This is a genomic window from Variovorax sp. 679, assembly GCF_003952185.1.
In the GTDB taxonomy this organism is placed as follows: domain Bacteria; phylum Pseudomonadota; class Gammaproteobacteria; order Burkholderiales; family Burkholderiaceae_C; genus Variovorax.
On sequence record NZ_RXFS01000009.1, the window covers coordinates 157,442 to 180,738 of the forward strand.

Sequence of the window (23,297 nt, forward strand, 5' to 3'; positions counted from 1 at the left end):
ACCACCATGGCGTTCCCCAGAACCCTGAAGCTGATCCTGCTGTCGATCCGCGACCTGATCGCTTCGGCCGGGCCGATCGTGTTCATCGTCATCGGCCTGCTGATCGCCGCCTACTGGTGGCTGCAGCCGCAGCCGCCCAAGCACGTGACGCTGGCCACCGGCCCCACGGGCAGCGCCTACGCGCAGTTCGGCAAGCGCTATGCCGAAGCGCTCAGGCACAGCGGCATCGAGGTGGAACTCAAGGCCACATCGGGCTCGACCGAGAACCTGCAGCTGCTGCGCACCGGCGGCGCCGACGTGGGCTTCGTGCGCGGCGGCAGCGCCGACCCGGTGGCCGACGAAGAGGCCGGCCTCACCTCGCTGGGCAGCCTGTTCTACGAGCCGATCTGGCTCTTCTACCGCACCGACTCGGCGCAGAAGATCGACCGCAAGACCGCCACGCTGACTTCGCTCGCCCAGCTGCGCGGCCTGCGCGTGAACGTCGACCTGCCGGGCAGCGGGCTGCCTGACATCATGGAGCGCATGCTCAAGGCCAACAGGCTCGGCCCCGACGACCTGCTGCTGTCGAACCTCGAACAGGCCTCCGCCGCCGAGGCGCTGGAGGCCGGCATCCTCGATGCCATCGTGCTGTCTTCCGCGCCGCAATCGCCGCAGGTGCAGCGCCTGCTGCGCTCCGGCGACGTGAAGCTCATGGACTTCGGGCAGGCCGATGCCTATTCGCGGCACTTTCCGTTCCTCTCGCCGGTGACGCTGCCGCGCGGCATGATCGATTTGTCGAAAGACCTGCCGCCGCACGACGTGTCGCTGCTCGCGGCCACCACCTCGCTGCTGTCGCGCGACGAAACGCACCCGGCCCTGCGCCAGCTCTTCGCGCAGGCGGCGCAGTCGGTGCACAGCGGCGCCGGCTGGTTCAACCGGGCGCGCGACTTCCCCAACACCCGCACCAGCGAACTGCCGGTGAGCCCCGAGGGCGACCGCGCCATCAACGGCACGCCGCCGGTCTGGCAACGCTACCTGCCCTTCTGGGCCAGCAACCTCGTCGAACGCATGTGGCTGGTGCTGGGCGGCCTGCTGGTGCTGATGCTGCCGCTGAGCCGCGTGGTGCCGCCGCTGTACCAGTTCCGCGTGCGCCGCCGCGTGTTCCGCTGGTATGCACGGCTGCGCGACATCGAGGCGAAGGTCGACGGCGGAACGCTGGCGAAGGAGGACGAGCGGAAGTCCCTGCTCGAAGACCTCGACCAGCTCGACCGCGTGGTCAACAAGGTGGCGGTGCCGCTGTCGTACGCCGACGAGCTCTACGCGCTGCGCAACAACATCTATGCGGTGCGCAAGCGGGTGCTGGCGAAGGCGCCGCAGGGCGGTGCGGGCGGCGGCAGCGCAGCCGGATCGACGGCCGCGGCGAACGATGCGGCCTGACGGAGCGCTGCACCCCACCTCGCGCACGCTGATCGACTTCGCACAGCCGCGCGGCGACGGCACGGCCCGGCTGCGCCTGTGCTTCGGCGCGCCATCGCGCGTGCTGGTGGCACGCACGGCGGCCGAGGTGCGACCCGTGCTCGATGCCGTCGACACACTGGCCCGCGAGGGTCGCTGGTGCGTGGGGTATCTGCGCTACGAAGCCGCGGCGGCCTTCGATGCCGCGTTTGCGGTGCATGCGGACGATGGAGGGCCGCTGGCTTGGTTCGGCGTGCACGACGAAGCACTGCCCTGGCAGGAGGAAGCCCCCGGCACTACGCCACCAGCTCCGCCGATCGATTGGCAAGACGGCCTTTCGCGCGCCGACTTCAACCACCGCATGCAGGCCATCCACCGCGCGATTGCGAACGGCGAGCTCTACCAGCTCAACTACACGGCCGCGCTGCACGCGCGCTTCCACGGCGATGCGCAGGCGTTGTTCCTCGCGCTACGCCAGGCACAGCCCGACGGCTACACCGCCTTCATCGACACCGGCAAGGAACAGGTGCTGTCGGTATCGCCCGAGCTCTTCTTCGACCGGGAGGGCGACCGCATCCTGACGCGCCCCATGAAGGGCACGGCCCCGCGCGGCGCCACGCCAGAAGAAGACGAAGCACTGGCACAACGACTGCGCACCGTGCCCAAGGAGCGGGCCGAGAACGTGATGATCGTGGACCTGATCCGCAACGACCTCTCGCGCGTGGCCCGGCCCTTCTCGGTGCGCGTGCCGCGCCTGTTCCACACCGAGGCGCTGCCGACCGTGTGGCAGATGACGTCGGACGTCGAAGCCCTCGCGCGCGAAGGCACCACGCTGGCGGATGTGTTCGGGGCGCTGTTCCCGTGCGGCTCGATCACCGGCGCGCCCAAGGTCAGCGCGATGCGCATGATCCGGGAGCTGGAGCCCGAGGCGCGCGGCGTTTACTGCGGCGCGGTGGGCGTGGTGCGGCCCGGAGGTCATGCCACCTTCAACGTACCGATCCGCACCGTTACGCTGCGCGACGGCGAGGCGCGCTGCGGCATCGGCAGCGGCATCACGGCCGATGCGCGGGCCGATGCCGAATGGGAGGAATGGCGCCACAAGCGGGCCTTCCTGGACCGGGCAAGCCAGCCCGCAACGCCGTCGTTCGACCTGCTTGAAACCCTCGCGCTGGCGGACGGCGAACTGCGCGACGCACCCGCGCACCTGGCACGCATGGCGGCCGCGGCGGCGCACTTCTGCCGCTCATGGAATGAGGAGTCGGTCGCCTCCTGCCTCGACGGCCTGAAGGCGCGGCATGCTGCCGGCACGTGGCGCGTGCGCCTGCTGCTCGATGCGCAGGGCACGCCGCGCGCCGAAGCCTTCGCGATGGAAGCACCCCCCGCTCGCGTGCGCCTGCAGCTCGCGGAGCGCCCTTTCGAAGAGGCCCACGGCGACTTCACCCGCTTCAAGACCACCCGCCGCGTCCACTACGAAGCCTTCGCGCCCACCGCCCCGGGCGTGTTCGACACCCTGCTGTGGAACCGCGACGGTGAGATCACCGAATGCACGCGCGGCAACATCGCCCTGCTGCTCGACGGCCGCTGGGTCACGCCGCCGCTGCGCTGCGGCCTGCTGAACGGCATCGGCCGCGCCAACCGCGTGCGCAGCGGCCAGCTTGCCGAAGCGGTCGTACGGGTGGACGATCTGCCTCGCGTGCAGGCTCTGGCCTTCGTGAACAGCCTGCGCGGCTGGCTGGATGCCGATCTCGGCGTCCAGCAAAAATAGTTTGTCAATGCGCTTGACTTGGAGCGCGCTCTAATTTCGAGAATCAACGCCATGGAAACCAGCCTGACCATCGCGGAAGTCGCAAAGCGAACCGGCCTCACTGCCTACACGCTGCGGTACTACGAGCGCATCGGGCTGATCGCCGCGGTGTCCCGTGCACCCGGCGGTCAGCGGCGCTATGCGAGCGCCGACATGGACTTGCTGGATTTCCTGTTGCGCCTGCGCGAGACCGGCATGTCCATCCAGGGCATGCAGGCCTTCGTCAGGCTTCGAAGCCAGGGGGACGCCAGCGTCGGCGAACGGCGCGAGATGCTTGAGCAGCACCTCGCCGAAGTTCAGGCCAAGGTGGCGGCGCTGCAGCAATCCATGCAGGCGCTGTCGCTCAAGATCGACCACTACAGCGAGGTCGAGAAAACGCAGAAGCGTCCTCCTCTGTCGGGCAAGGCCCGGGAAGGAAAGACGAGCAATGACGAACACACAACAACAAGACCTGGGCCAGGGCGACAGCCTGCGCTACGTGCGTGGCCTGGCCAAGCTTCATGAGATCGACGGTGAAGGCGGCGTCAAGGTGGTCGAGAGCCTGGCCGGCATCGCGCCGGACTTCGGCCGCCTGGTGATCGAGTTTCCGTTCGGCGACATCTACTCGCGCCCCGGCCTCGACCTGCGCTCCCGCGAGATCGCGACGGTGGCCGCGCTCACCGCCATGGGCAATGCCGCGCCGCAGTTGAAGGTGCACATCCATGCCGCGCTGAACGTCGGCGTGACGCGCGACGAAGTGGTCGAGGTCATGATGCAGATGGCGGTGTACGCGGGCTTTCCGGCGGCGCTGAATGGCCTCTTCGCAGCACGAGAGGTGTTTGCGGCCGAGGATGAAAAAAGCGCGCGGCCCCTTGCGGAACCGCGCGCTCTTGTCGAAGCAATCTGAACCTATTCCAGAAACACCGCGGAACCGGCTTTGCCGGGCCGCAGGTGTTGCCCCCGGTAGGGGGTTGGCGTAGCGACACGAAGTGCGCGCAGCCTGGGGGCGAGCCTTATTTCAGGGCCTTGTAGCGCATGCGCTTGGGCTTGGCACCTTCCTCGCCCAGACGCTTCTTCTTGTCGGCTTCGTACTCCTGGTAGTTGCCGTCGAAGAAGGTCCACTGGCTGTCGCCTTCGGCGGCCAGGATGTGCGTGGCGATGCGGTCGAGGAACCAGCGGTCATGGCTGATCACCATGACCGTGCCGGCGAACTCGAGCAGCGCGTCTTCGAGCGCACGCAGGGTTTCCACGTCCAGGTCGTTCGAGGGTTCGTCGAGCAGCAGCACGTTGCCGCCCGCGATCAGCGTCTTGGCCAGGTGCAGGCGGCCGCGTTCACCGCCCGACAGCGTGCCGACCTTCTTCTGCTGGTCGGCGCCGTTGAAGTTGAAACGGCCCGCATACGCGCGGCTGGCCATCTGGAACTTGCCGACGTTGATGATGTCCAGGCCGTTCGAGATGTCTTCCCACACCGTCTTCTGGTCGCCCAGCGCGTCGCGCGACTGGTCGACGAAGGCCATCTTCACGGTCTGGCCGATCACGACCTCGCCCGAATCCGGCTTTTCCTTGCCCGCGAGCAGCTTGAACAGCGTCGACTTGCCGGCGCCGTTCGGGCCGATGATGCCGACGATGGCGCCGGCCGGGATGTTGAAGCTCAGGTTGTCGATCAGCATGCGGTCGCCGAAGGACTTGCTGACGTTCTTGAACTCGAATACCTGGCTGCCCAGGCGCTCAGCCACAGGAATGAAGATTTCCTGCGTTTCGTTGCGCTTCTGGTATTCGACGTCGCTCAGCTCCTCGAAGCGGGCCAGGCGCGACTTGCTCTTGGCCTGGCGGGCCTTCGGGTTCTGGCGCGACCACTCGAGTTCCTTCTTCAGGGCCTTGGCGTGGGCTTCTTCGCTCTTCTGCTCCTGCGCCAGGCGTTCGCCCTTCTGCTCGAGCCAGGTGCTGTAGTTGCCCTTCCATGGAATACCGCGGCCGCGGTCCAGTTCGAGGATCCACTCGGCGGCGTTGTCCAGGAAGTAGCGATCGTGGGTGATGGCCACCACGGTGCCCGGGAAGCGCTGCAGGAACACTTCGAGCCACTCGACCGATTCGGCGTCAAGGTGGTTGGTCGGTTCGTCGAGCAGGAGCATGTCGGGCTTGCTCAGCAGCAGTCGGCACAGCGCCACGCGGCGCTTTTCACCGCCCGAGAGCACGCCGATCTTGGCGTCCCAGGCCGGCAGGCGCAGGGCGTCGGCGGCGATCTCGAGCTGGTGCTCGGAATCGGTGCCGGCGGTGGCAATGATGGCCTCGAGTTCGGCCTGTTCGGCGGCAAGTGCGTCGAAATCGGCGTCTTCGGCGGCGTACAGCTCGTAGACCTCTTCCAGGCGCTTCTTGGCCGCGTTGACGGCGCCCATCGATTCCTCGACCGATTCGCGCACGGTGTGCTCGGCATTGAGCTTGGGCTCCTGCTCGAGGTAGCCGATCGTCAGACCGGGCATGGGCAGCGCCTCGCCCTCGATTTCCTTGTCGACGCCCGCCATGATCTTGAGCAGCGTGGACTTGCCCGAGCCGTTCAGGCCGAGCACGCCGATCTTGGCGCCGGGGAAGAAGGACAGCGAAATGTCTTTCAAGATCTGCCGCTTGGGCGGCACGGTCTTGCTGACACGGTTCATCGAATAGACGTATTGAGCCATGTGTGGTTGATTACCTTGGGTAGCGGGGATTCGGGGAAAGCGCGGCCGCCGGAACGCAGGCATTCAGGCGCGGCAAACCACTGATTATCGACTCATGCGACAATAGGCCCCGTTGCCGGGTCCAGTTGCCCGAAACACCGGCTCTCTGCCGGGGACGAAGAAAGCTCCATTTCAACCCTTTTGCGAGGGCGGACTTTCCGGCTCCCACCCCTGACCTTCATCTGCCTTGACTGGCTCGGCGTCAACAAGACGCCTGGCGGGCCGATGCCACTGCGCCGTGTATGGCGCTTGTTGTTTCCAATGAATTTTGACGAACTGAAGCTGGCCCCCGCCATCTTGAAGGCTGTGCACGAGCACGGCTACGACTCCCCCACCCCCATCCAGGCGCAAGCCATCCCCGCGGTCCTCGAAGGCCACGACCTTCTGGGCGGAGCCCAGACCGGCACCGGCAAGACCGCCGCCTTCACGCTGCCGATGCTGCACAAGCTCAGCATGAGCCGCAGCGCCACCAACAAGTTCGGCGGCACCGGCGTGCGCGCCCTCGTGCTGACCCCCACGCGCGAACTCGCGGCGCAGGTCGAAGAGTCGGTGCGCACCTACGGCAAGTACCTGCAGCTCGACTCGACCGTGATCTTCGGCGGCGTCGGCATGAACCCGCAGATCAGCAAGCTCAAGAAGGGCGTCGACATCCTCGTGGCCACCCCCGGCCGCCTGCTCGACCTGCAGCAGCAGGGCATGCTCGACCTGGGCCAGGTCCAGATGCTGATCCTCGACGAAGCCGACCGCATGCTCGACATGGGCTTCATCCACGACGTGAAGAAGATCCTGGCGCTGGTGCCCAAGGAAAAGCAGAGCCTGCTGTTCTCGGCCACCTTCAGCGACGACATCCGCGACCTCGCAGCCACGCTGCTGAAGAACCCGCAGAGCATCCAGGTCACGCCGCGCAACACCACGGTGCAGCGCATCACCCAGGTGATCCACCCCGTGGGCCGCGGCAAGAAGAAGGCGCTGCTCGCGCACATCATCAACGAGAACAAGTGGAGCCAGGTGCTCGTGTTCACGCGCACCAAGTTCGGCGCCAACAGCGTGGCGGAGTTCCTGACCAAGAACGGCATCGAGGCCATGGCGCTGCACGGCAACAAGAGCCAGAGCGCGCGTACGCAGGCACTGGCCGGCTTCAAGAGCGGAGACATCCGCGCGCTGGTGGCCACCGACATCGCGGCCCGCGGCATCGACATCGACGAGCTGCCGCACGTCGTGAACTACGAGATCCCGAACGTCAGCGAAGACTACGTGCACCGCATCGGCCGCACCGGTCGTGCCGGCTCCAGTGGCGAGGCCGTGAGCTTCGTCTGCCTGGACGAGGAAGGCTTCATGCAGGAAATCGAGCGCTTCACGAAGCAGACGATTCCCGTGCAGATCATCGAGGGCTACGGCCCCGAGGAAGGCGAACGCGCCGAGCCCATCGCCATGGGCCGCCAGACCATCTGGGGCGGCGCCGGTCGTCCGCCGAGCCGCGACGTTATGCAGGCAGCCGCCAAGGCCGCCCGCACCGAGATGCTGCAGCGCATCCGCGAGAACAAGGCCAGCCAGGGTGGCGGCAACGGCGGTGGCAATGGCGGCCAGCGCCGCGGTGGTGGCCAGGGCGGCAACGGCCAGGGCCGCAGCGCCAATGGCGGCGGCCAGGGACAAGGCCAGGGCCCGCGCGGCCAGGCACCCCGCCCGCAGCAAGCCCGCGGCCCGCAAGGCCCGGCACGCGCGCCGCAGCACCACCACGCATCGCACGAGGAGCGCCAGCCACGCCATCACGGCAACAGCCACAGCCCGACGCAGGCCAACCAGGTCGCGCACCTGCGCGCCGAATCGGTCGGCGGCGGCGGCGCCGGCCAGCCCGATCCGCTGCGCACGAGCGTCGACCACATGGGTGGCCGTGGACGCGGCGGCCGCTCGGGCGGCGGTGGTGGTGGCTACGGCGGCGGCAACCGTTCGGGCGGCGGTGGCCGTTCGGGTGGTGGCGGTGGCTACGGTGGCGGCAATCGCTCCGGTGGTGGCGGTGGCGGACGTTCGTTCGGCCGCTGATCCCAGCCATCCGGAATTTGAACAAGGGCGCCTCTCGGCGCCCTTTTTCTTTGGATCTTCGGCACAGGGCGCGCGAGGCGTGACAAATGCAAACTCAAGCCACAATCATCTCGCCATGCAATACATCCCACCCAACTACGCCACCCTCTTCGTAGCCACCTGCAACCTCCTCAACCTCGCGGCTCCAAACCGCGTGTACTACGAGAACCAGGACGCCTACACCGAGCGCGAGTACGAACGGAAGATCGACTGGACCGGCGAGCGCTTCCATGCGCTGAATGCCGACGTGCTGGCGGTGCAGGAGGTGTGGGACGAGTCGGCTCTCAAGGCCTGCATTGCGCGCAGCGGCCTGCGCTACGACTTCATCTCGGTGCCCGGCGCCGAGAACACGCCGCCGCCGGGCAGCCCCGAGGGCACGCCCGCGCGGCCAGGTGCGCAGGGCACGCCGCGCGTGGGCATCGCGACGCGGCTGAAGGTGGACGAGATCCGCTCCTTCGTCGACTTTCCACCGGGCTTCGGCGTGGAGGTGCCGGGCCTCGGGCCGCACACGCGCTTCGAACGGCCTCCCCTCCTTGCCACGGTGCGCATGAAGCACGGCCAGCCGGTGCACGTGCTCACGACGCACCTGAAGTCCAAGCGCCCCAAGTTCCTGCAGGACGCGCAGGGCAACCATCTTGAAGACCGCGACGACCGCAAGGTGGGCGTGATGGCTTCGCTGCGCTCGCTGCTGATGCGCGGCGCCGAAGCGGCCGCCCTGCGCTGCATCGTGATCGACCTGCTGCAGGGCACTAACGTACCGCTGGTGGTGATGGGCGACTTCAACGACAACCCGCACAGCGTGACGACGCAGCTCGTGGCGGCCACCTCGGAGGTCGCCTACGACAAGGCCGCGCGCGACGTGGCGCTGTTCAACGCCTACGAGATGCAGGGCGAGTCGGCACTCAAGAAGGACGTGGCGTACTCGCACATCCACCAGGGCTACCCGGAGGTGCTCGACCAGATCCTCGTGAGCGAGGAATTCGTCGCCACCAGCCGGCACAGCCTGGGCGACGTGCGGCGGGTCGACTATTTCAATGACCACCTGCACGAGGGGCGCGACCGCTCGCGCTCGGACCACGGCTTCGTGCGCGCCCTCTTGCGACTGCGCACGACCTGACCCTGGCGGCTCAGCCCATGCGCCGACCGGTCTGCCGGTCGAACAGGTGCACTCTCTCGGCATCGATGGCCAGCCGCACCGTGTCGTCCGGACCGGCATCGACGCGGCCGTGCACCGCCAGCACCAGCTTCGCCTCGCCGACCTGCACCAGCAGTTCGGTCTCGGCACCGGTGGGTTCGACCACGATCACCCTGGCTTCAACGCCATGCGAGCCGCCGCCGAGCGTCATGTCGCCGGGCCGGATGCCGTAGTGCACCGGCTGGCCGTCGGGCGCCGCGGCGGTGGCCGGAACGGGCCAGCGCGCACCCTGTGCCTCGACCCAGCATTCGCCGCCCGAGCGGCGCACCGTACCCTCGATCACGTTCATCGACGGCGAGCCGATGAACTGCGCGACGAACAGGTTGTCCGGCCGGTCGTACAGATCGAGCGGCGTGCCGATCTGCTCGACGATGCCGTCGTGCATCACGACGATGCGGTCGGCCATGGTCATGGCTTCGATCTGGTCGTGCGTCACGTAGACGGTGGTGGTCTTCAGGCGCTGATGCAGCGCCTTGATCTCGGCACGCATCGCCACGCGCAGCTTGGCGTCGAGGTTGGACAGCGGCTCGTCGAACAGGAACACCTTCGGGTCGCGCACGATGGCGCGGCCCATGGCCACGCGCTGGCGCTGGCCGCCCGAGAGCTCGCGCGGATAACGGCCCAGCAGTGCATCGAGGTTGAGGATCTTCGCGGCCCTGGCCACGCGCTCGTCGGTCACCGACTTCTCGGCATTGCGCAGCCGCAGGCTGAAGCCCATGTTCTCGCCCACCGTCATGTGCGGATAGAGCGCGTAGCTCTGGAACACCATGGCGATGTCCCGGTCCTTCGACTCGAGGTCGTTGACCACGCGGCCGTCGATGACGATCTCGCCGCCGCTGATGTCCTCCAGGCCCGCGAGCATGCGCAGCAGCGTCGACTTGCCGCAGCCCGAAGGGCCGACCAGCACGACGAATTCGCCGTCGGTGATGTCGAAGCCCAGGCCCTTGATGATGTGGACCTTGCCGAAGGATTTCTGGATATTGCGAAAGGATACGGATGCCATTTTTTCGTTCCTGCGTGGGCTCTGTCAGCTCTTCACTGCTCCGGCGGTAATCCCGCCGACCATGTAGCGCTTGAATGCGTAATAAATAGCCGCGGGCGGCAGCGCGTAGATCAGGCCGGTGGCCATCAGCAACTCCCACGGCGAATCGTCGGCCGAGAGGAAGTTGCCGAGCGCCACGGCCAGCGTCACGCTCTTGTCGTTCGACAGCAGCAGGAAGGCATAGAGGTACTCGTTCCAGGCCAGCAGCAGCGAATACGTGCCCACGGCCACCAGCGACGGCACCATCAGCGGCAGGTACACGAGGCGGAACAGCTGCAGCGGCGAAGCGCCATCCATGCGCGCGGCTTCGTCGAGCTCGTAGGGCAGCTTGTCGGAGGCCTGCTTGAGCACCCAGATGCAGTACGGCGAGGCGATGGTCACCATCGCGAGGATCAGCGCCCACTGGCTGTTGAGCAGGCCGTAGTTGCCCATGGTCTTGTACATGGGCACCGCGAGGAAGGCGGCCGGAATGAAGTACGTGAACAGCGCCATGTTCATCACCGTGCGCCCGCCGCGCACGCGCAGCCGGCTGATGGCGAACGCGGCGGTGGTCGCCACGAAGAGCGTGAGCACGCCCACCGAAACCGCGATCAGCAGCGAGTTCCACAACTGCAGCCAGAAGTGGTCGAGGTAGAAATGCTTCTGCTGGAACACGATGCGGAAGTTGTCCAGCGTCGCATTCTTGGGCCACAGGTGGCCCGAGGTCGCGGAGTCTTTCGACGAGATCGCGAACAGCACCATGTGATAGACCGGGATCAGCGTCCACAGCAGCACGGGAATGCCGATGAGCAGCAGCCGGGCCTCGGTCAGCACGGCTCTTGGGGTCCAGCGCTTCATTTCGAAAGCCTCTTCATCATGAAGTACACGAGCGGCAGCACAAGCGGCAAGGCCACCACGATGGACGCCATCGACAGGTCGACCTGGTCGAGCCGCAGGTAGCGGATGCCCAGCGTGGCGAGCACGTGCGTCAGGTCGGCGGGGCCGCCACCGGTCAGCAGGTAGACGCTGTTGAAGTCGCCCAGCGTCCAGATCATCGAGAGGATGAGCGAGGTGATGTAGAGCGTCTTCAGTGCGGGCCAGCTCACGAAGCGGAACTTCTGCCACGACGAGGCGCCGTCGACCGAGGCCGCTTCGTATTGCTCGGTGGGAATGGCCAGCCGGCCCGCCACGAGGATGAGTGTCCAGAACGGCAGCGACTTCCAGATGTGCACGATCATCGCGAAGGCGAGCGCCAGCGAGGGGTCGTTGAGCCAGTTGGGGCCGTCGGCGCCGGTCAGGCGGAAGATGGTGCTGTTGATCACGCCCCACTCCGGGTTCAGCATGAAACGGATCGACAGGATCGTTGGAATCGAGGGCATCGCCCATGGCAGGATGAAGATCGCCGAGACGATCTTGATCCACCATCGCGACGTCACGAAGAAACCCGAGAGCACCAGCGCCACGAGCATCTTGAGGTTGATCGCCACGACCAGGAAGATGGCCGTGTTGATCACCGAACGGAAGAAGATCGGGTCCTCGACCAGCTTCACGTAGCTTTGCGGATGGCGGGCCAGCCAGAGGCCATAGCCCACCGGGTACAGCACGAACACCACGAACACCAGCAGGTAGGGCACGACCATGACCGCGCCCCAGAACTGCCAGCGCGCATGCCGCGCTCCGGGATTGACGACAGGCGCCGAAGTGCTCGGCGCGGCGGCGGTGGTGGCAGTGGCGCTCATGGCGTGCTGCTGCTGTTGACGGTGCCGACGGGGGTCGTGCCAGGGCGGCTTACTGCCCCGCCACCGTCTTGATGCGGGCGATCATCTCGTCCACGGCCTTGTCCACCGGCACCTTGTCGGTCACGATGCGGCTCATGGCCTTGGCCCAGACGTTCTCGTTGTTCAGCACGGTGAACTTGTAGTTCTTCGTGAATTCGAAGGTCACGGTGCCGGCGGCGTACTGGTTGTAGACCGAGAGGCGGTGCGGGTCGGCCTTCCAGAAGTCACGCTGCTGCGCGGTCTTGGTCACGGGGAACCAGCGGCCCAGTGAGCCCTCGACGTACGGCGTGAGGTTCTCTTCCTGCAGCAGGAACGACACGAACTCCTTGGCGCGCGCCTTGTTCTTCGCGTCCTTGAACACCACGCCGGTCTTCACCGCCGTGCGATAGACCATCTTGGTGCCGTCGGGCTTGTTGGGGAAGCCGGCCGTGCGGATGCGCTCGGTGTAGTTCTTGCGCGCCTCTTCACGCTGCTCCGGCGTGAGCGAGGCGTTGCTCGAGTCGTCGAGCCACTTGGCCGCGATCGAGATGGTCGCGTTGTGCGTCATCACGGTCGTCTTGTTGTGGAAGGCGACGTTGTTGTCCGGGTCCTTCCAGCTGGTGGAAGAAGGCGGCGTGCAGCCCTTGACGTAAGGCGTGGTGTAGTCGGTCATGGCGCCGATCAGGCCGGTGCGCACCTTCGGGTCGTCGACCAGCAGCTTGCCGTTGTCGTCTACCAGCTTGACGTTGTAGGCGTCCATGAAGGTCAGGAACGAATAGAACGCGTCGCTCGAATCCACGCCCATCGGCATGCCGATGCCGAAGGTGCGCTTGCCGCTTTCCTTGCGGCTGGCGGGCTGCACCTTGTCGCACCAGAACGACCAGTAGTCCTTCCAGACAGTGGGAATGTCGGACTCCTTGAACCCGGCCTCGGCCAGCATGTCGCGCCAGTACTCGATGTGCATCGTCTGCTGCTTGATCGGGAAGGCGTAGTACGCCTTGTTCTTGGTCTGGTCGTTGTAGAGGTAGGTGGTCTCGAGCGTGTTGGGCGCGAAGCGGTCCTTCATGGGCGTGAGCACGCTGCTGATGTCCTCGAGCTTGCCGTCGAAGGCCCACTTGCCGGTGACCTGGAAGTCGTACACGTCGGCATACGCCACGTCGGGCGGGCTGCCCGAGTCGAGCGCGGACACGGTCTTGGGAATCATGTCCTGGATGGGGTACTGCGACAGCTCGATCTTCACGTTCTTGTTCTTCTCCTCGAACTTCTTGATGGCGGCGAACAGTGCGTCGTCCTCCGCCTTGTAGAAGCCCTTGACCCACCAGACGGTGAGTTTTTCCTGCGCGGCTGCGTGGCCTGCCGACAGCAGGCCCATCGCGACCAGCGTCGGCGCGATCAGCGACTTGACGAGTTTCATGGACTTTGTCTCCTTCTCTTCTGGTGGAATCTGCTCGGCGCGCGAGCGTGGGGTGAAAGAACCGGACGTGAACCGCGGGCGCGACCGCGGTACGGCTAGCTGGCCCTGAGCCTGGGTGGCGGCCTGCTCAGGCGCGGCAGGCGGCGGCGCGAGCCCAGCACATCCTCGATGTCCTGGCGGGCACCGTCGATGAGCCGGAGGATCGCGCGCTCCGCAACGTCGGGGTCGTGCGCGATCACCGCGTCGAGCACCGCGCGATGCAGAGGCAGCGAGAGCGTGGGGCCGTCGGGCTTGGTGGTCGATATCTCGAAGCTGGTGCGCAGCAATGCGTTGAGCACCTTGCTCATCTGCGCAATCATCCTGTTGCGCGCGGCGGCCAGCAGGCCGTTGTGAAAGCGCAGGTCGAAGGTGACGTAGTCGCCACCGTTCTCCACTGCTTCCTTCATGCCCGCATAGGCACGCTCGATCTCGTCGAGGTCTTCGGCGGTGGCCCTCTCCGCGGCCAGCCGCACCGCCGCCGGCTCCACCGCGCGGCGCAGGTCCTGCAGGTCGCGCAGGAACTCGGGCGTGAGGCCGGCGCGCGCCTGCCAGGTGATGACGTCGGGGTCGAACCAGTTCCACTTGTCCTTGGGCAGCACGCGCGTGCCGACCTTCGGGCCCGTCACGATCAGCCCCTTGGCCGCAAGCGACTTGATGGCCTCGCGAACCACGGTGCGGCTCACGCCGAGCTCCTCGCCGAGCACGGGCTCGGAAGGGATCGACGCACCGATCGCATAGCGGCCCGACACCACGGCTTCACCGAGGAGTTCGAGCGTGCGACCGTGGATGTTCTTGATCATGTGCGATGTGAAATCTGGTATCCCGCCGCTCGAAAACACTAAGGCTCCGGCGTGTTGTTCGCGCTTATCATATGATGATTGAAACGCTCTATCGGCAGGACAAACCCTGACGATCCGGCGCAGGTTTCGACAACAAAGAGAGACATCCATGAGCACCGCCCCCAGGAAGAAACCCGAAGAACTTCGCAGCCAGCAATGGTTCGGCCGCAATGATCGCGACGGCTTCATCTACCGCAGCTGGATGAAGGGCAAGGGTGTCCCGCACGACCAGTTCGACGGTCGCCCGGTCATCGGCATCTGCAACACCTTCAGCGAACTCACGCCCTGCAACTCGCACTTCCGCACGCTCGCGGAGCAGGTGAAGATCGGCGTGTACGAAGCGGGCGGCTTCCCGCTCGAGTTCCCGGTGATGTCGCTCGGCGAGACGCTGCTGCGCCCCACCGCCATGCTGTATCGCAACCTCGCGAGCATGGACGTGGAAGAAAGCATCCGCGGCAATCCGCTCGATGGCGTCGTGCTGCTCATGGGCTGCGACAAGACCACGCCCGCGCTGATGATGGGCGCGGCCAGCGTCGACCTGCCGACCATCGGCGTGTCGGGCGGCCCGATGCTTTCGGGCAAGTGGCGCGGGCAGGAGTTGGGCTCGGGCACCGGCGTGTGGCAGATGAGCGAGCAGGTGCGCGCCGGCACGCTCAAGCTGCAGGAGTTCTTCGAGGCCGAGAGCTGCATGCACCGCAGCCACGGCCACTGCATGACGATGGGCACCGCGAGCACCATGGCCAGCATGGTCGAGTCGCTGGGCATCGGCCTGCCGGGCAATGCGGCCTACCCCGCCGTGGACGGCCGTCGCAACGTGCTTGCGCGGCAGGCGGGCCGGCGCATCGTCGGCATGGTTCATGAAGACATGAACATGTCGAAGATCCTCACGCGCCAGGCCATCGAGAACGCGATCAAGGTCAACGCGGCCATCGGCGGCTCGACCAACTTCGTGATCCACCTGCTGGCCATCGCGGGGCGCATGGGCGTCGAACTCACGCTGGAAGACTTCGACCGTCTCGCCTCCGATCTGCCTTGCCTGGTGAACCTGCAGCCCTCTGGCCAGTTCCTGATGGAGGACTTCTGCTACGCGGGCGGCCTGCCGGTGGTCATCAAGGAAATCGCCGACCACCTGCACAAGGACATCCTCACCGTCACCGGCCAGAGCGTGTGGGAGAACGTGAAGGACGCCGAGAACTACAACCCCCAGGTCATCCGCACCCAGGCCGAGCCCTTCAAGGACAAGGCCGGCATCTGCGTGCTGCGCGGCAACCTCGCGCCCAACGGCGCCATCATCAAGCCCAGCGCGGCCACGCCCGAGCTGCTGGTGCACAAGGGCCGCGCGGTGGTGTTCGAAAGCGCGGACGACCTGCACAGGCGCATCGACGACGAGAACCTCGACATCGACGAGAACTGCGTCATGGTGCTCAAGAACTGCGGCCCCAAGGGCTACCCCGGCATGGCCGAGGCCGGCAACATGCCGTTGCCGCCGAAGGTGCTGCGCAAGGGCATCACCGACATGGTCCGCATCAGCGACGCACGCATGAGCGGCACGGCCTACGGCACCGTCGTGCTGCACACCGCGCCCGAGGCCGCTGCAGGCGGCCCGCTGGCGCTGGTGCAGGACGGCGACATCGTCGAGCTCGACGTGCCGAACCGCAAGCTGCACCTGCATGTGAGCGACGAGGAACTGGCGAAGCGCCGCGAGAAATGGGTCGCGCCCAAGGCGCCGCTCGAATCCGGTTACTGGAAGTTGTATGTCGACACAGTGCTGCAGGCCGACCAGGGAGCCGACCTGGCCTTCCTGCGCGGCCGCCGCGGGGCCTTCGTGCCGCGCGACAATCACTAGATGACAAGACTGGTAGCAATCGACTGGGGCACGAGTTCACTGCGCGGTGCGCTGCTGGATGCCGGCGGCAAGGTGCTGGAAGAGCGCAGCGAGGCGCGCGGCATTCTCACCGTGCCCGAAGGCGGTTTTCCCGCCGTCTTCGAAACGCTGTTCGGCGACTGGATGCGCCTCGAAGGCGCGCGCTGCCTGATCTCCGGCATGGCCGGCAGCAAGCAGGGCTGGGTCGAAGCGCCCTACTGCGCTTGCCCCGCGGGCCGCGTGGAAGTGGGCCGCAGGATCATCGACATCGACGCCGTTCCGGGTGCGCGCATCGCGATCGTGCCGGGCCTGAGCGACGAGCACGCCGGCGTGCCCGACGTGATGCGTGGCGAGGAAGTGCAGATCTTCGGCGCGATGGAGCTCACCGGCCTCAGCGAGGGCCTCTTCGTGCTGCCCGGCACGCACAACAAGTGGGCCACGGTGAAGAAGGGCCGCGTCGCGGGTTTCCGCACCTACATGACGGGCGAGTTCTACGCGCTGCTGAGCCAGCACTCGATCCTGGCCCGAACGCTCGACGCATCGGCGCCGCTCGACGAAGCGGCCTTCCTCGAAGGCGTGACCCGCTCCGAGAACGGACACGGTCTGCTGCACAACGCCTTCGGCACACGCACGCTGGCGCTGTTCGAGCGCATGCCGAAGGAGGAGCTGTCGAGCTATCTCTCGGGCCTGCTGATCGGCGAGGAGCTGCGTACGCAGGCGCTGCAGGCGTCTGGAGAGGTGATCCTGATCGGCTCGTCCAACCTCACCGAGCGCTACACGCTGGCCCTGCGCGCCACCGGCGTCGCCACGCGCACGCTCGGGGCCGAAGCCACCTGGGCCGGGCTGCATGCGCTGTCCGGCTTTCTCGATTCCGACAGGACTCCCGCATGACCGCCCCCACTCCCCTCGACAAATTCAACGCCGCGATGCGCGAGCTGCCCCTGGTGGCGATCCTGCGCGGCCTCACGCCCGCCGAAGCGGCCGACGTCGGCGACGCCATCGTCGAGCCCGGCTTCCGGCTGCTCGAAGTGCCGCTCAACTCGCCGCAGCCGCTCGAAAGCATCGCGCTGATGCGCAAGCGCTTTCCACAGGCGCTGGTCGGCGCCGGCACGGTGCTCGGCGCGCAGCAGGTGCGCGACGTGCATGCAGCGGGCGGCGAACTGATCGTCTCGCCGAACTTCAATGCCGAGGTCATCGCCGAGGCCGCGCGCCTGGGCATGGTCTGCCTGCCGGGCGTGATGACGCCGACAGAGGCCTTCGGCGCGCTCGCGGCAGGCGCCACCGGGCTCAAGCTGTTTCCGGCCGAGCTGGCCTCGCCAGCCGTGGTGAAGGCGCTGCTGGCCGTGCTGCCGTCCGGCACACCGGTGATGCCCGTGGGCGGCATCGCCCCCACCAACATGGCCGAATGGCACGCCGCAGGGGCTGCCGGCTTCGGCATCGGCTCCTCGCTCTACAAGCCCGGCAAGCAGGCCGCGGCGGTGCGCGAAGACGCGAAGAAGTTCATCGTGGCGTGGAAGAGCCTGCCCCTCGCCTGATTCGTGAGCCACATTTTTTTCCTGCAACAAGAAAAAAGGAGCCCCACTGAGATGTCCGCCGACGCCACCTACGCCAGCCCCGCCGTGCGCAAGCTGCGCGAAGACCTAGCCCTGGCCCTGCGCGCCGCCGCCCACCACGGGCTGTCCGAAGGCGTCTGCAACCACTTCAGCGTGATGCTGCCGGGCGCACAAGACCGCTACCTCATCAACCCGCGCGGGCTGCACTGGAGCGAGATCGGCCCCGAAGACATCGTGCTGATCGACGTGCACGGCGAGGTGCTGGCGGGCCGACACCGCGTGGAGCCCACCGCCCTCTTCATCCATGGCGCGGTGCACCGCCTCACGGGCCACGCGGTGGTGCTGCACTGCCACATGCCCTACGCCACTGCGCTCACGATCACGGTCGACCGCGCGCTCGACCCGACCGCGAGCCAGAACGCGATGCGCTACATGAACCGCATCGCCATCGACGCCGAGTACAACGGCCTTGCGCTCGACGACGCCGAGGGCGAGCGCATCGCCCGTGCCATGGCGGGCAAGGACGTGGCTTTTCTCGCAAACCACGGCGTGATCGTGGCCGGCGGCACCATCGCCCATGCCTACGACGACCTCTACTACCTGGAGCGCGCCTGCCTGCACCAGGTGATCGCGCAATCGACCGGCCGGCCGCTGGTGCCGGTCAACCCGAAGCTGGCGGCCCACGTGGCGGCGCAGATCCAGGGCGAACGCGAGCAATCCGACCTGTTCTTCGAGGCCCTGCGCCGCATGCTGCCCGCGCCGCGCGGCTGACCGACCGGACTTCCGGCCGATACGGCCAACGGCCTATCCGCGGACGTGTTCCGCGCTGCAAAGTCCATTCACAATTGTGTCTCGCCTGTGCGGGGCGCTGCGCGCACCGGCTTACAGCTCTTCATCCGAATTCGCTCCAGCCTTACACCAACTTCACAAAGGGCCGCGAGGATGAGGCTTCCAACTCATAACCGGGGGATCACGTGAAACAGCTTACTTTTGCATTCGGCGCCGCGGCCTTGATGTCGCTGGCCATGCTGGGCACGCCGGCCCAGGCCCACGAGGGCGGAAACTTCATCCAGGCGCAGGTGTACGTCGTGCCCGCGCCGCCGCCTCCGCGCCGCTACTACGCACCGCCGCCTCCGCCGCGCCACTACTACGGCCCCGGCTACCGCCGCGACCACTACTACGACCGCCGCTGGGACGATCGCCGCCGCTATGGCCGACGCGACAACGACGGCGATGGCGTGCCGAACCGCTACGACCGCCGGCCCAACAACCCCTACCGCTATTGATGACGAAGACCCGGGCCGCGCGCCCGGGTTTTTCGTTCAGGCCTGCGCCACGCGCCGAAGCAGCCCGTTGGTGGTGCGCGGCCAGCCGACGCGGCCGAACCAGGCGCCGCCCGCGATGGCCGATGCGATCACGACGCCGTACACCATCAGCGCCACGCCCTGCGCCGCGAACACGCCGGTGAGCCCTGCCCCCCAGCGCAGCGCCAGCCAGCCGCCCGTGGCCGCCACCGCGAGCCGCGCGATGTTGCCGAGCACCGGCCACAGAAGCCGGCCCGCGCCCTGCGAAGCGAAATACAGCACCAGCCCGACGCCGAAGAGGCCGTACATCGGGCCCACCACGCGCAGGTAGTGCGCGCCGGTCTCGAGCATGGCCGGGTCGTTGCCGAACAGCAGCAGCCACGGGCGCGGGAACAATGCCGCCGCGATGCCGATGGTCTCGGTCAGCGCAAAGGCCAGCGCTGCGCCGGCCCAGGTGGCACGCAGCGCCCGCTCGCGCAGCCCTGCGCCCATGCAGGTGCCGACCATCGCCACCAGCGGCGCGCCAAGGCCGAACACCAGCGGCACCAGCAGGTATTCGAGCCGCGAGGCCGTGCCGTAGCCGGCCAGTGCGCCCGAACCGAAGTGCCCCGTCAGCGCGGTGGCGATGCCGATCGACAGGTTGGTCGCCACGGTCGACACCGCGCCCACCAGCCCGATGCGCAGTATGTCGCGGAACAGCGGCCAGCGCAGCTTCAGCGCGTCGAGCGTGGGCTTCAACAGGCTGCGCGGCGAGCGCAGGTAGACGATGAGTGCGACCGAGCCCAGCAGGTAGTACAGCAGCAGCGCCATCGCGCCGCCCGCGATGCCCATGCCCGGCAACGGCCCGATGCCGAAGATCAGCAGCGGCGATGCCGGAATGAGGAACACCACGCCCACCACCGTCACGTTCGCCGGCACCGACATGTTGCCGGTGCCGCGGATGATGGCCGCGAGCGAGTTGAAGAGCCACACCAGCGTCGCGCCCGCGAACACCCAGTTGGAGTACGTGAGCGCCGCGTCGAGCGCGGGCCCGGTGCCGCCCATGGTCCCGTAGAGCCAGCGCCCGCCCAGCAGCAGCGCCAGCGTGAAGCACAGGCCGAAGCCCAACGCGATGACGATGGCATGCCACACCAGCGCGTCGGCGTCATCACGGCGGCGCGCACCGAGCGCGCGGGCGATCGACGAGGCGATGCCGCCGCCCATGGCGCCGCTGGAGGTCATCTGCATCAGCATCACGATGGGAAACACCAGCGCCATGCCGGCGAGCGCATCGGTGCCGAGCTTGCCGACGAAGTAGGTCTCGATGAGGCCGACGGAGGCCTGCGCCACCATCACCAGCACATTGGGGGCGGCGAGACGCAGCAGCGTGGGCACGATGGGCGCCTCGAGCAGGCGGCGCGTGCGAGGGTCGAGTTCAGTGGTTCCGTGGGGAGCGGTCATGGCGGGAGCCTCGGCGGGTTCAGGCGCGGGCCGCGGCCGTCGTGGCCGGAGAGCCGGACTTGGCTGCCGGCCGGCGGATCGTCATCACGATCAGCGCCGCCACCAGGCAGGCCGCGCCGGCGGTGTAGAGCGCCGGGGTGTAGGTCAGCAGCAGCGTGCGCGCGAAGCCCGCGCCGTAGGCGGCCGTGGCGGCGCCCAGCTGGTGCGCGGCGAAGACCCAGCCGAACACGAGTCCGACCTTGGCCGGGCCGAAGGCGGCGCCCGCGAGCTTGACGGTCGGCGGCACTGTGGCGATCCAGTCGAGGCCGTAGAACATCGCGAAGATGCCGAGGCCGTAGATGGTGAATTCCGAATGCGGCAGCCAGAACAGCGACAACCCGCGCAGGCCGTAGTACCAGAAGAGCAGCTTGCGATTGTCATAGCGGTCCGACAGCCAGCCCGAGAGGATCGTGCCGACGAAGTCGAAGGCGCCCATCATCGCGAGCACCGAGGCCGCGGGCACTGCGCTCATGCCGTAGTCGCCGCACAGCGAGATGAAGTGCGTCTGCACGAGCCCGTTGGTGCTCAGGCCGCAGATGAAGAAGGTGCCGGCCAGGACCCAGAAGGTGCGGTTGGTCGAGACTTCCTTCAGCACGCGGAACGGCGTGGCGAAGTTCATTGCCGGTGCTGCTGCGGCAGGTGCGGCCGGCTGCGTGCCGGGCGCTTCGCCGTAGGGCAGCAGGCCGACGTCCGAAGGCCGGTTGCGCACGAAGCACAGCGCCAGCAGGCCGATGAGGATGGTGCCGATCACGACCGGAACGATGGCCGAGCGCCAGCCCCAGTGCTCGATCATCCAGGCCGCGAGCGGCAGGAAGGCCAGCTGCCCGGTCGCCGAACTGGCTGTGAGCATGCCCACCACCAGCCCGCGCCGCGCGACGAACCAGCGGTTGGCCACCACCGCGCCGAGCACCAGCGCCGTCATGCCGGTGCCCAGGCCCAGCATCAGGCTCCACAGCACGAAGAGCTGCCACAGCTGCGAGGCCATCGTGACCAGCGCCATGCCCAGGCCGACGAGCGCGAGGCCCGTGCAGATCACCGCGCGCAGGCCGTAGCGCTCCATCAGCACCGCGGCGAACGGGCCCATCAGGCCGAACAGCGCGAAGCGCAACGCGAGCGAGGACGAGATCTGCTCGGTGCTCCAGCCGAACTCCTTGCCCAGCGGCTGCAGCATGGCGCCAGGCAGGCCCAGCGCGGCCGACATGGTCAGCATGGTGAGGAAGGTGATGGCGGCGACGATCCAGCCGTAGTGGATGCCGCGGCGCTGCAGCCATGCGGAAACGGGTGTGGCGAACATGGGGCCTCTGCTGTTGGAATTGAATGGGAGGAAAGAAAAAGGCGAAACGGGTCCCTCGCGCGTTCTGGCGCACGATGAGCGAATGGGGTGTGGGTGAAGGAAAAGTAGAAGGGTCAGTCGTCGCCGACGGGCTCGTCATCGCCGCCCAGCAGTTCCATGGCCTCGTCGATCAACAGGTGCAGCGCGAGCACGCGCTCGACGCCCAGCAGTGCGTTCAGCTTCTGCTGCGCGGTCTTCCAGTGCGCGAGGGCTTCGCGCCGCTTGATCTCGCCTTCTTCGGTGAGCTGCACCAGCCGGCTGCGCGCATCGGCGCCCGCGCCCTGCGCGATCCAGCCCGCGACGATCAGCGGCTGGAGGTTGCGGCTCAGGGTGGAGGCGGTCATCTTGAGCTCGGCCGCCAGGTCGACGGGCCGCGTGGGGCCGAGCCTCGCGAGGTGCGACAGCAGCGAGTACTGCGTGGTCTTGAGGCCGCTTTGCGAAACCTCGGCGTCGTAGTGCTGCGAAAGGCGCCGCGACAACTGGCGGACCTTGAAGCTGGTGCAGCCGCGCGGCTTGGTGGGGGTGTCCATGGGATATTATTGTATGTGCAACTATTGCATATGCAATCAACCCCTCACGCCAAAGCCCCCAGGAGAAACACAGGCATGACACAGAACCCCAGCCAGCTCGAGGCCTGGATCGCCGAAGAACGCAAGATCACCGATCGCCTCGAAGCGGGCCCCGGACCCGGCCTCGCACGCCCCGACCAGATCGCCGGCAAGACCGGCCTGGAGATCATGCAGGCGATGCTCAACGGCGACATCCCCTATGCAGCCATCGCCAAGACGCTGGACTTCACGATCCTCGAAGTGCGCCAGGGCGTGGCCATCTTCCAGGGCACGCCGCTGCCGCAGCACCTGAACCCGCTGGGCACCATCCACGGCGGCTGGGTCGCGACCATGCTCGACTCCGCCCTGGGCTGCTCGGTCCACACGATGATGCCGCCCGGCCGTGCCTACACCACCGCCGAGCTGGGCGTGAACTACGTGAAGGGCCTCACGCCCAAGGTGCAGCGCGTGCGCGCCGAAGGCAAGGTTATCCATTGCGGCAAGCAGCTCGCCACCGCCGAGGCCCGCCTCTACGGGCCCGACGGCACGCTGTACGCGCACGCCACGACGACGTGCCTGGTGTTCGAAGTACCCGCGGCACGCAGCTAGCGAGCCGGGCAGGAAGGGGCCAGCACCACGAAGCGAACGCCCCACAGCACCACCAGCACCAGCCCCACCCACAGCAGCCAGTGCGGCTTGCGCCGCCGCACGGACAGCACCACGGCCACGATCAGCAGCGGAACCAGGTACGCAAAGGACTCGATCCGCGCGTCCAGCCCGTGGTCGATGGGCAGGGTGCAGAAGGTCAGGCCGTCGCCGCGCAGCGCCGGGTCTTCCAGCATCCACTCGTAGCGGTTGCGCGGAATGGCGAACAGCATCGCGGTGCAGAACAGCGCATAGACCGCCGACACCAGCGCGAGAACGGACCGCCCCAGGTTCAT

Annotated in this window: 22 protein-coding genes; 12 read left to right on the forward strand and 10 right to left on the reverse strand. The window is 67.3% G+C overall.

All coding sequences use genetic code 11. The features are described 5' to 3' along the window. Window positions 1-6 precede the first annotated feature (6 nt). The 4 genes from EJO71_RS23815 to EJO71_RS23830 are packed head-to-tail and all read left to right on the forward strand — an operon-like array spanning window position 7 to window position 4,124. The gene (locus EJO71_RS23815) at window positions 7-1,416 is read left to right on the forward strand and encodes a TAXI family TRAP transporter solute-binding subunit (protein WP_125951111.1); all 1,410 of its coding nucleotides are present in this window, start codon (window positions 7-9) and stop codon (window positions 1,414-1,416) included. After that, complete coding sequence (pabB, locus tag EJO71_RS23820) at window positions 1,406-3,199, forward strand: aminodeoxychorismate synthase component I (protein WP_125951110.1); 1,794 nt, start codon at window positions 1,406-1,408, stop codon at window positions 3,197-3,199. The genes EJO71_RS23815 and pabB overlap by 11 nt, the downstream gene beginning before the upstream one ends. 51 nt (window positions 3,200-3,250) lie before the next feature. Beyond that, on the forward strand, window positions 3,251-3,742 hold the full coding sequence (locus EJO71_RS23825) for a MerR family transcriptional regulator (RefSeq protein WP_125951109.1): 492 nt from the start codon (window positions 3,251-3,253) through the stop codon (window positions 3,740-3,742). Continuing rightward, window positions 3,666-4,124, forward strand: coding sequence for a carboxymuconolactone decarboxylase family protein (locus EJO71_RS23830; protein WP_125951108.1), 459 nt, complete (start codon window positions 3,666-3,668; stop codon window positions 4,122-4,124). Before EJO71_RS23825 ends, EJO71_RS23830 begins: the two co-directional genes overlap by 77 nt. 106 nt (window positions 4,125-4,230) lie before the next feature. Here EJO71_RS23830 and ettA read toward each other — a convergent pair whose 3' ends face one another. Further along, window positions 4,231-5,892: an energy-dependent translational throttle protein EttA gene (gene ettA, locus EJO71_RS23835; RefSeq protein WP_093199490.1), complete on the reverse strand. Its 1,662-nt coding sequence runs from the start codon at window positions 5,890-5,892 to the stop codon at window positions 4,231-4,233. 300 nt (window positions 5,893-6,192) lie between these two features. Here ettA and EJO71_RS23840 point away from each other — a divergent pair, with 300 nt between their 5' ends. Continuing rightward, window positions 6,193-7,971: a DEAD/DEAH box helicase gene (locus tag EJO71_RS23840; RefSeq protein ID WP_125951107.1), complete on the forward strand. Its 1,779-nt coding sequence runs from the start codon at window positions 6,193-6,195 to the stop codon at window positions 7,969-7,971. A gap of 115 nt (window positions 7,972-8,086) precedes the next feature. Next, complete coding sequence (locus EJO71_RS23845; RefSeq protein WP_125951106.1) at window positions 8,087-9,127, forward strand: endonuclease/exonuclease/phosphatase family protein; 1,041 nt, start codon at window positions 8,087-8,089, stop codon at window positions 9,125-9,127. A 10-nt stretch (window positions 9,128-9,137) separates the two neighbouring features. On the opposite strand, the gene ugpC is transcribed toward EJO71_RS23845, so the two are convergent. From ugpC to EJO71_RS23870, 5 genes are all read right to left on the reverse strand, one after another. Further along, window positions 9,138-10,208 (reverse strand): sn-glycerol-3-phosphate ABC transporter ATP-binding protein UgpC, encoded by a 1,071-nt coding sequence (gene ugpC, locus EJO71_RS23850; protein WP_125951105.1) that lies wholly within the window; start codon window positions 10,206-10,208, stop codon window positions 9,138-9,140. A 24-nt stretch (window positions 10,209-10,232) separates the two neighbouring features. After that, the gene (locus EJO71_RS23855; protein WP_125951104.1) at window positions 10,233-11,084 is read right to left on the reverse strand and encodes a carbohydrate ABC transporter permease; all 852 of its coding nucleotides are present in this window, start codon (window positions 11,082-11,084) and stop codon (window positions 10,233-10,235) included. Further along, on the reverse strand, window positions 11,081-11,965 hold the full coding sequence (locus tag EJO71_RS23860; protein WP_125951103.1) for a sugar ABC transporter permease: 885 nt from the start codon (window positions 11,963-11,965) through the stop codon (window positions 11,081-11,083). The genes EJO71_RS23855 and EJO71_RS23860 overlap by 4 nt, the downstream gene beginning before the upstream one ends. Before the next feature lie 49 nt (window positions 11,966-12,014). After that, complete coding sequence (locus tag EJO71_RS23865; protein ID WP_125951102.1) at window positions 12,015-13,397, reverse strand: ABC transporter substrate-binding protein; 1,383 nt, start codon at window positions 13,395-13,397, stop codon at window positions 12,015-12,017. A gap of 95 nt (window positions 13,398-13,492) precedes the next feature. Further along, window positions 13,493-14,236, reverse strand: coding sequence for a FadR/GntR family transcriptional regulator (locus tag EJO71_RS23870; RefSeq protein ID WP_125951101.1), 744 nt, complete (start codon window positions 14,234-14,236; stop codon window positions 13,493-13,495). A gap of 148 nt (window positions 14,237-14,384) precedes the next feature. Here EJO71_RS23870 and EJO71_RS23875 point away from each other — a divergent pair, with 148 nt between their 5' ends. The 5 genes from EJO71_RS23875 to EJO71_RS23895 all read left to right on the forward strand — a co-directional run bounded on the left by EJO71_RS23875 (window position 14,385) and on the right by EJO71_RS23895 (window position 18,978). Beyond that, the gene (locus tag EJO71_RS23875; protein WP_125951100.1) at window positions 14,385-16,121 is read left to right on the forward strand and encodes an IlvD/Edd family dehydratase; all 1,737 of its coding nucleotides are present in this window, start codon (window positions 14,385-14,387) and stop codon (window positions 16,119-16,121) included. Further along, on the forward strand, window positions 16,122-17,030 hold the full coding sequence (locus EJO71_RS23880) for a 2-dehydro-3-deoxygalactonokinase (protein ID WP_125951099.1): 909 nt from the start codon (window positions 16,122-16,124) through the stop codon (window positions 17,028-17,030). Further along, window positions 17,027-17,674 carry a 2-dehydro-3-deoxy-6-phosphogalactonate aldolase gene (locus tag EJO71_RS23885; RefSeq protein ID WP_125951098.1) on the forward strand — a complete coding sequence of 216 codons (648 nt, stop codon included), beginning with the start codon at window positions 17,027-17,029 and terminating at the stop codon, window positions 17,672-17,674. The genes EJO71_RS23880 and EJO71_RS23885 overlap by 4 nt, the downstream gene beginning before the upstream one ends. Window positions 17,675-17,695: 21 nt before the next feature. After that, entirely contained in the window at window positions 17,696-18,463 is a 768-nt protein-coding gene (locus EJO71_RS23890) for an aldolase (RefSeq protein WP_276311681.1), read from the forward strand. Between the two features lie 203 nt (window positions 18,464-18,666). Beyond that, window positions 18,667-18,978: a hypothetical protein gene (locus tag EJO71_RS23895; RefSeq protein ID WP_125951096.1), complete on the forward strand. Its 312-nt coding sequence runs from the start codon at window positions 18,667-18,669 to the stop codon at window positions 18,976-18,978. 36 nt (window positions 18,979-19,014) lie between these two features. Here EJO71_RS23895 and EJO71_RS23900 read toward each other — a convergent pair whose 3' ends face one another. The 3 genes from EJO71_RS23900 to EJO71_RS23910 all read right to left on the reverse strand — a co-directional run bounded on the left by EJO71_RS23900 (window position 19,015) and on the right by EJO71_RS23910 (window position 22,338). Continuing rightward, window positions 19,015-20,436, reverse strand: coding sequence for an MATE family efflux transporter (locus EJO71_RS23900; protein WP_125951095.1), 1,422 nt, complete (start codon window positions 20,434-20,436; stop codon window positions 19,015-19,017). Window positions 20,437-20,455: 19 nt separating this feature from the next. Then, window positions 20,456-21,769, reverse strand: a complete 1,314-nt coding sequence (locus EJO71_RS23905; RefSeq protein WP_125951094.1) for an MFS transporter — start codon at window positions 21,767-21,769, stop codon at window positions 20,456-20,458. Between the two features lie 113 nt (window positions 21,770-21,882). Then, complete coding sequence (locus EJO71_RS23910) at window positions 21,883-22,338, reverse strand: MarR family winged helix-turn-helix transcriptional regulator (protein ID WP_125951093.1); 456 nt, start codon at window positions 22,336-22,338, stop codon at window positions 21,883-21,885. Window positions 22,339-22,413: 75 nt separating this feature from the next. On the opposite strand from EJO71_RS23910, the gene EJO71_RS23915 reads away from it, so the two are divergent. Further along, window positions 22,414-22,965 (forward strand): PaaI family thioesterase, encoded by a 552-nt coding sequence (locus EJO71_RS23915; RefSeq protein WP_125951092.1) that lies wholly within the window; start codon window positions 22,414-22,416, stop codon window positions 22,963-22,965. Here EJO71_RS23915 and EJO71_RS23920 read toward each other — a convergent pair. Then, a complete protein-coding gene (locus EJO71_RS23920) occupies window positions 22,962-23,297 on the reverse strand; it encodes a hypothetical protein (RefSeq protein ID WP_125951091.1) in 336 nt (111 codons plus the stop codon). The genes EJO71_RS23915 and EJO71_RS23920 overlap by 4 nt on opposite strands.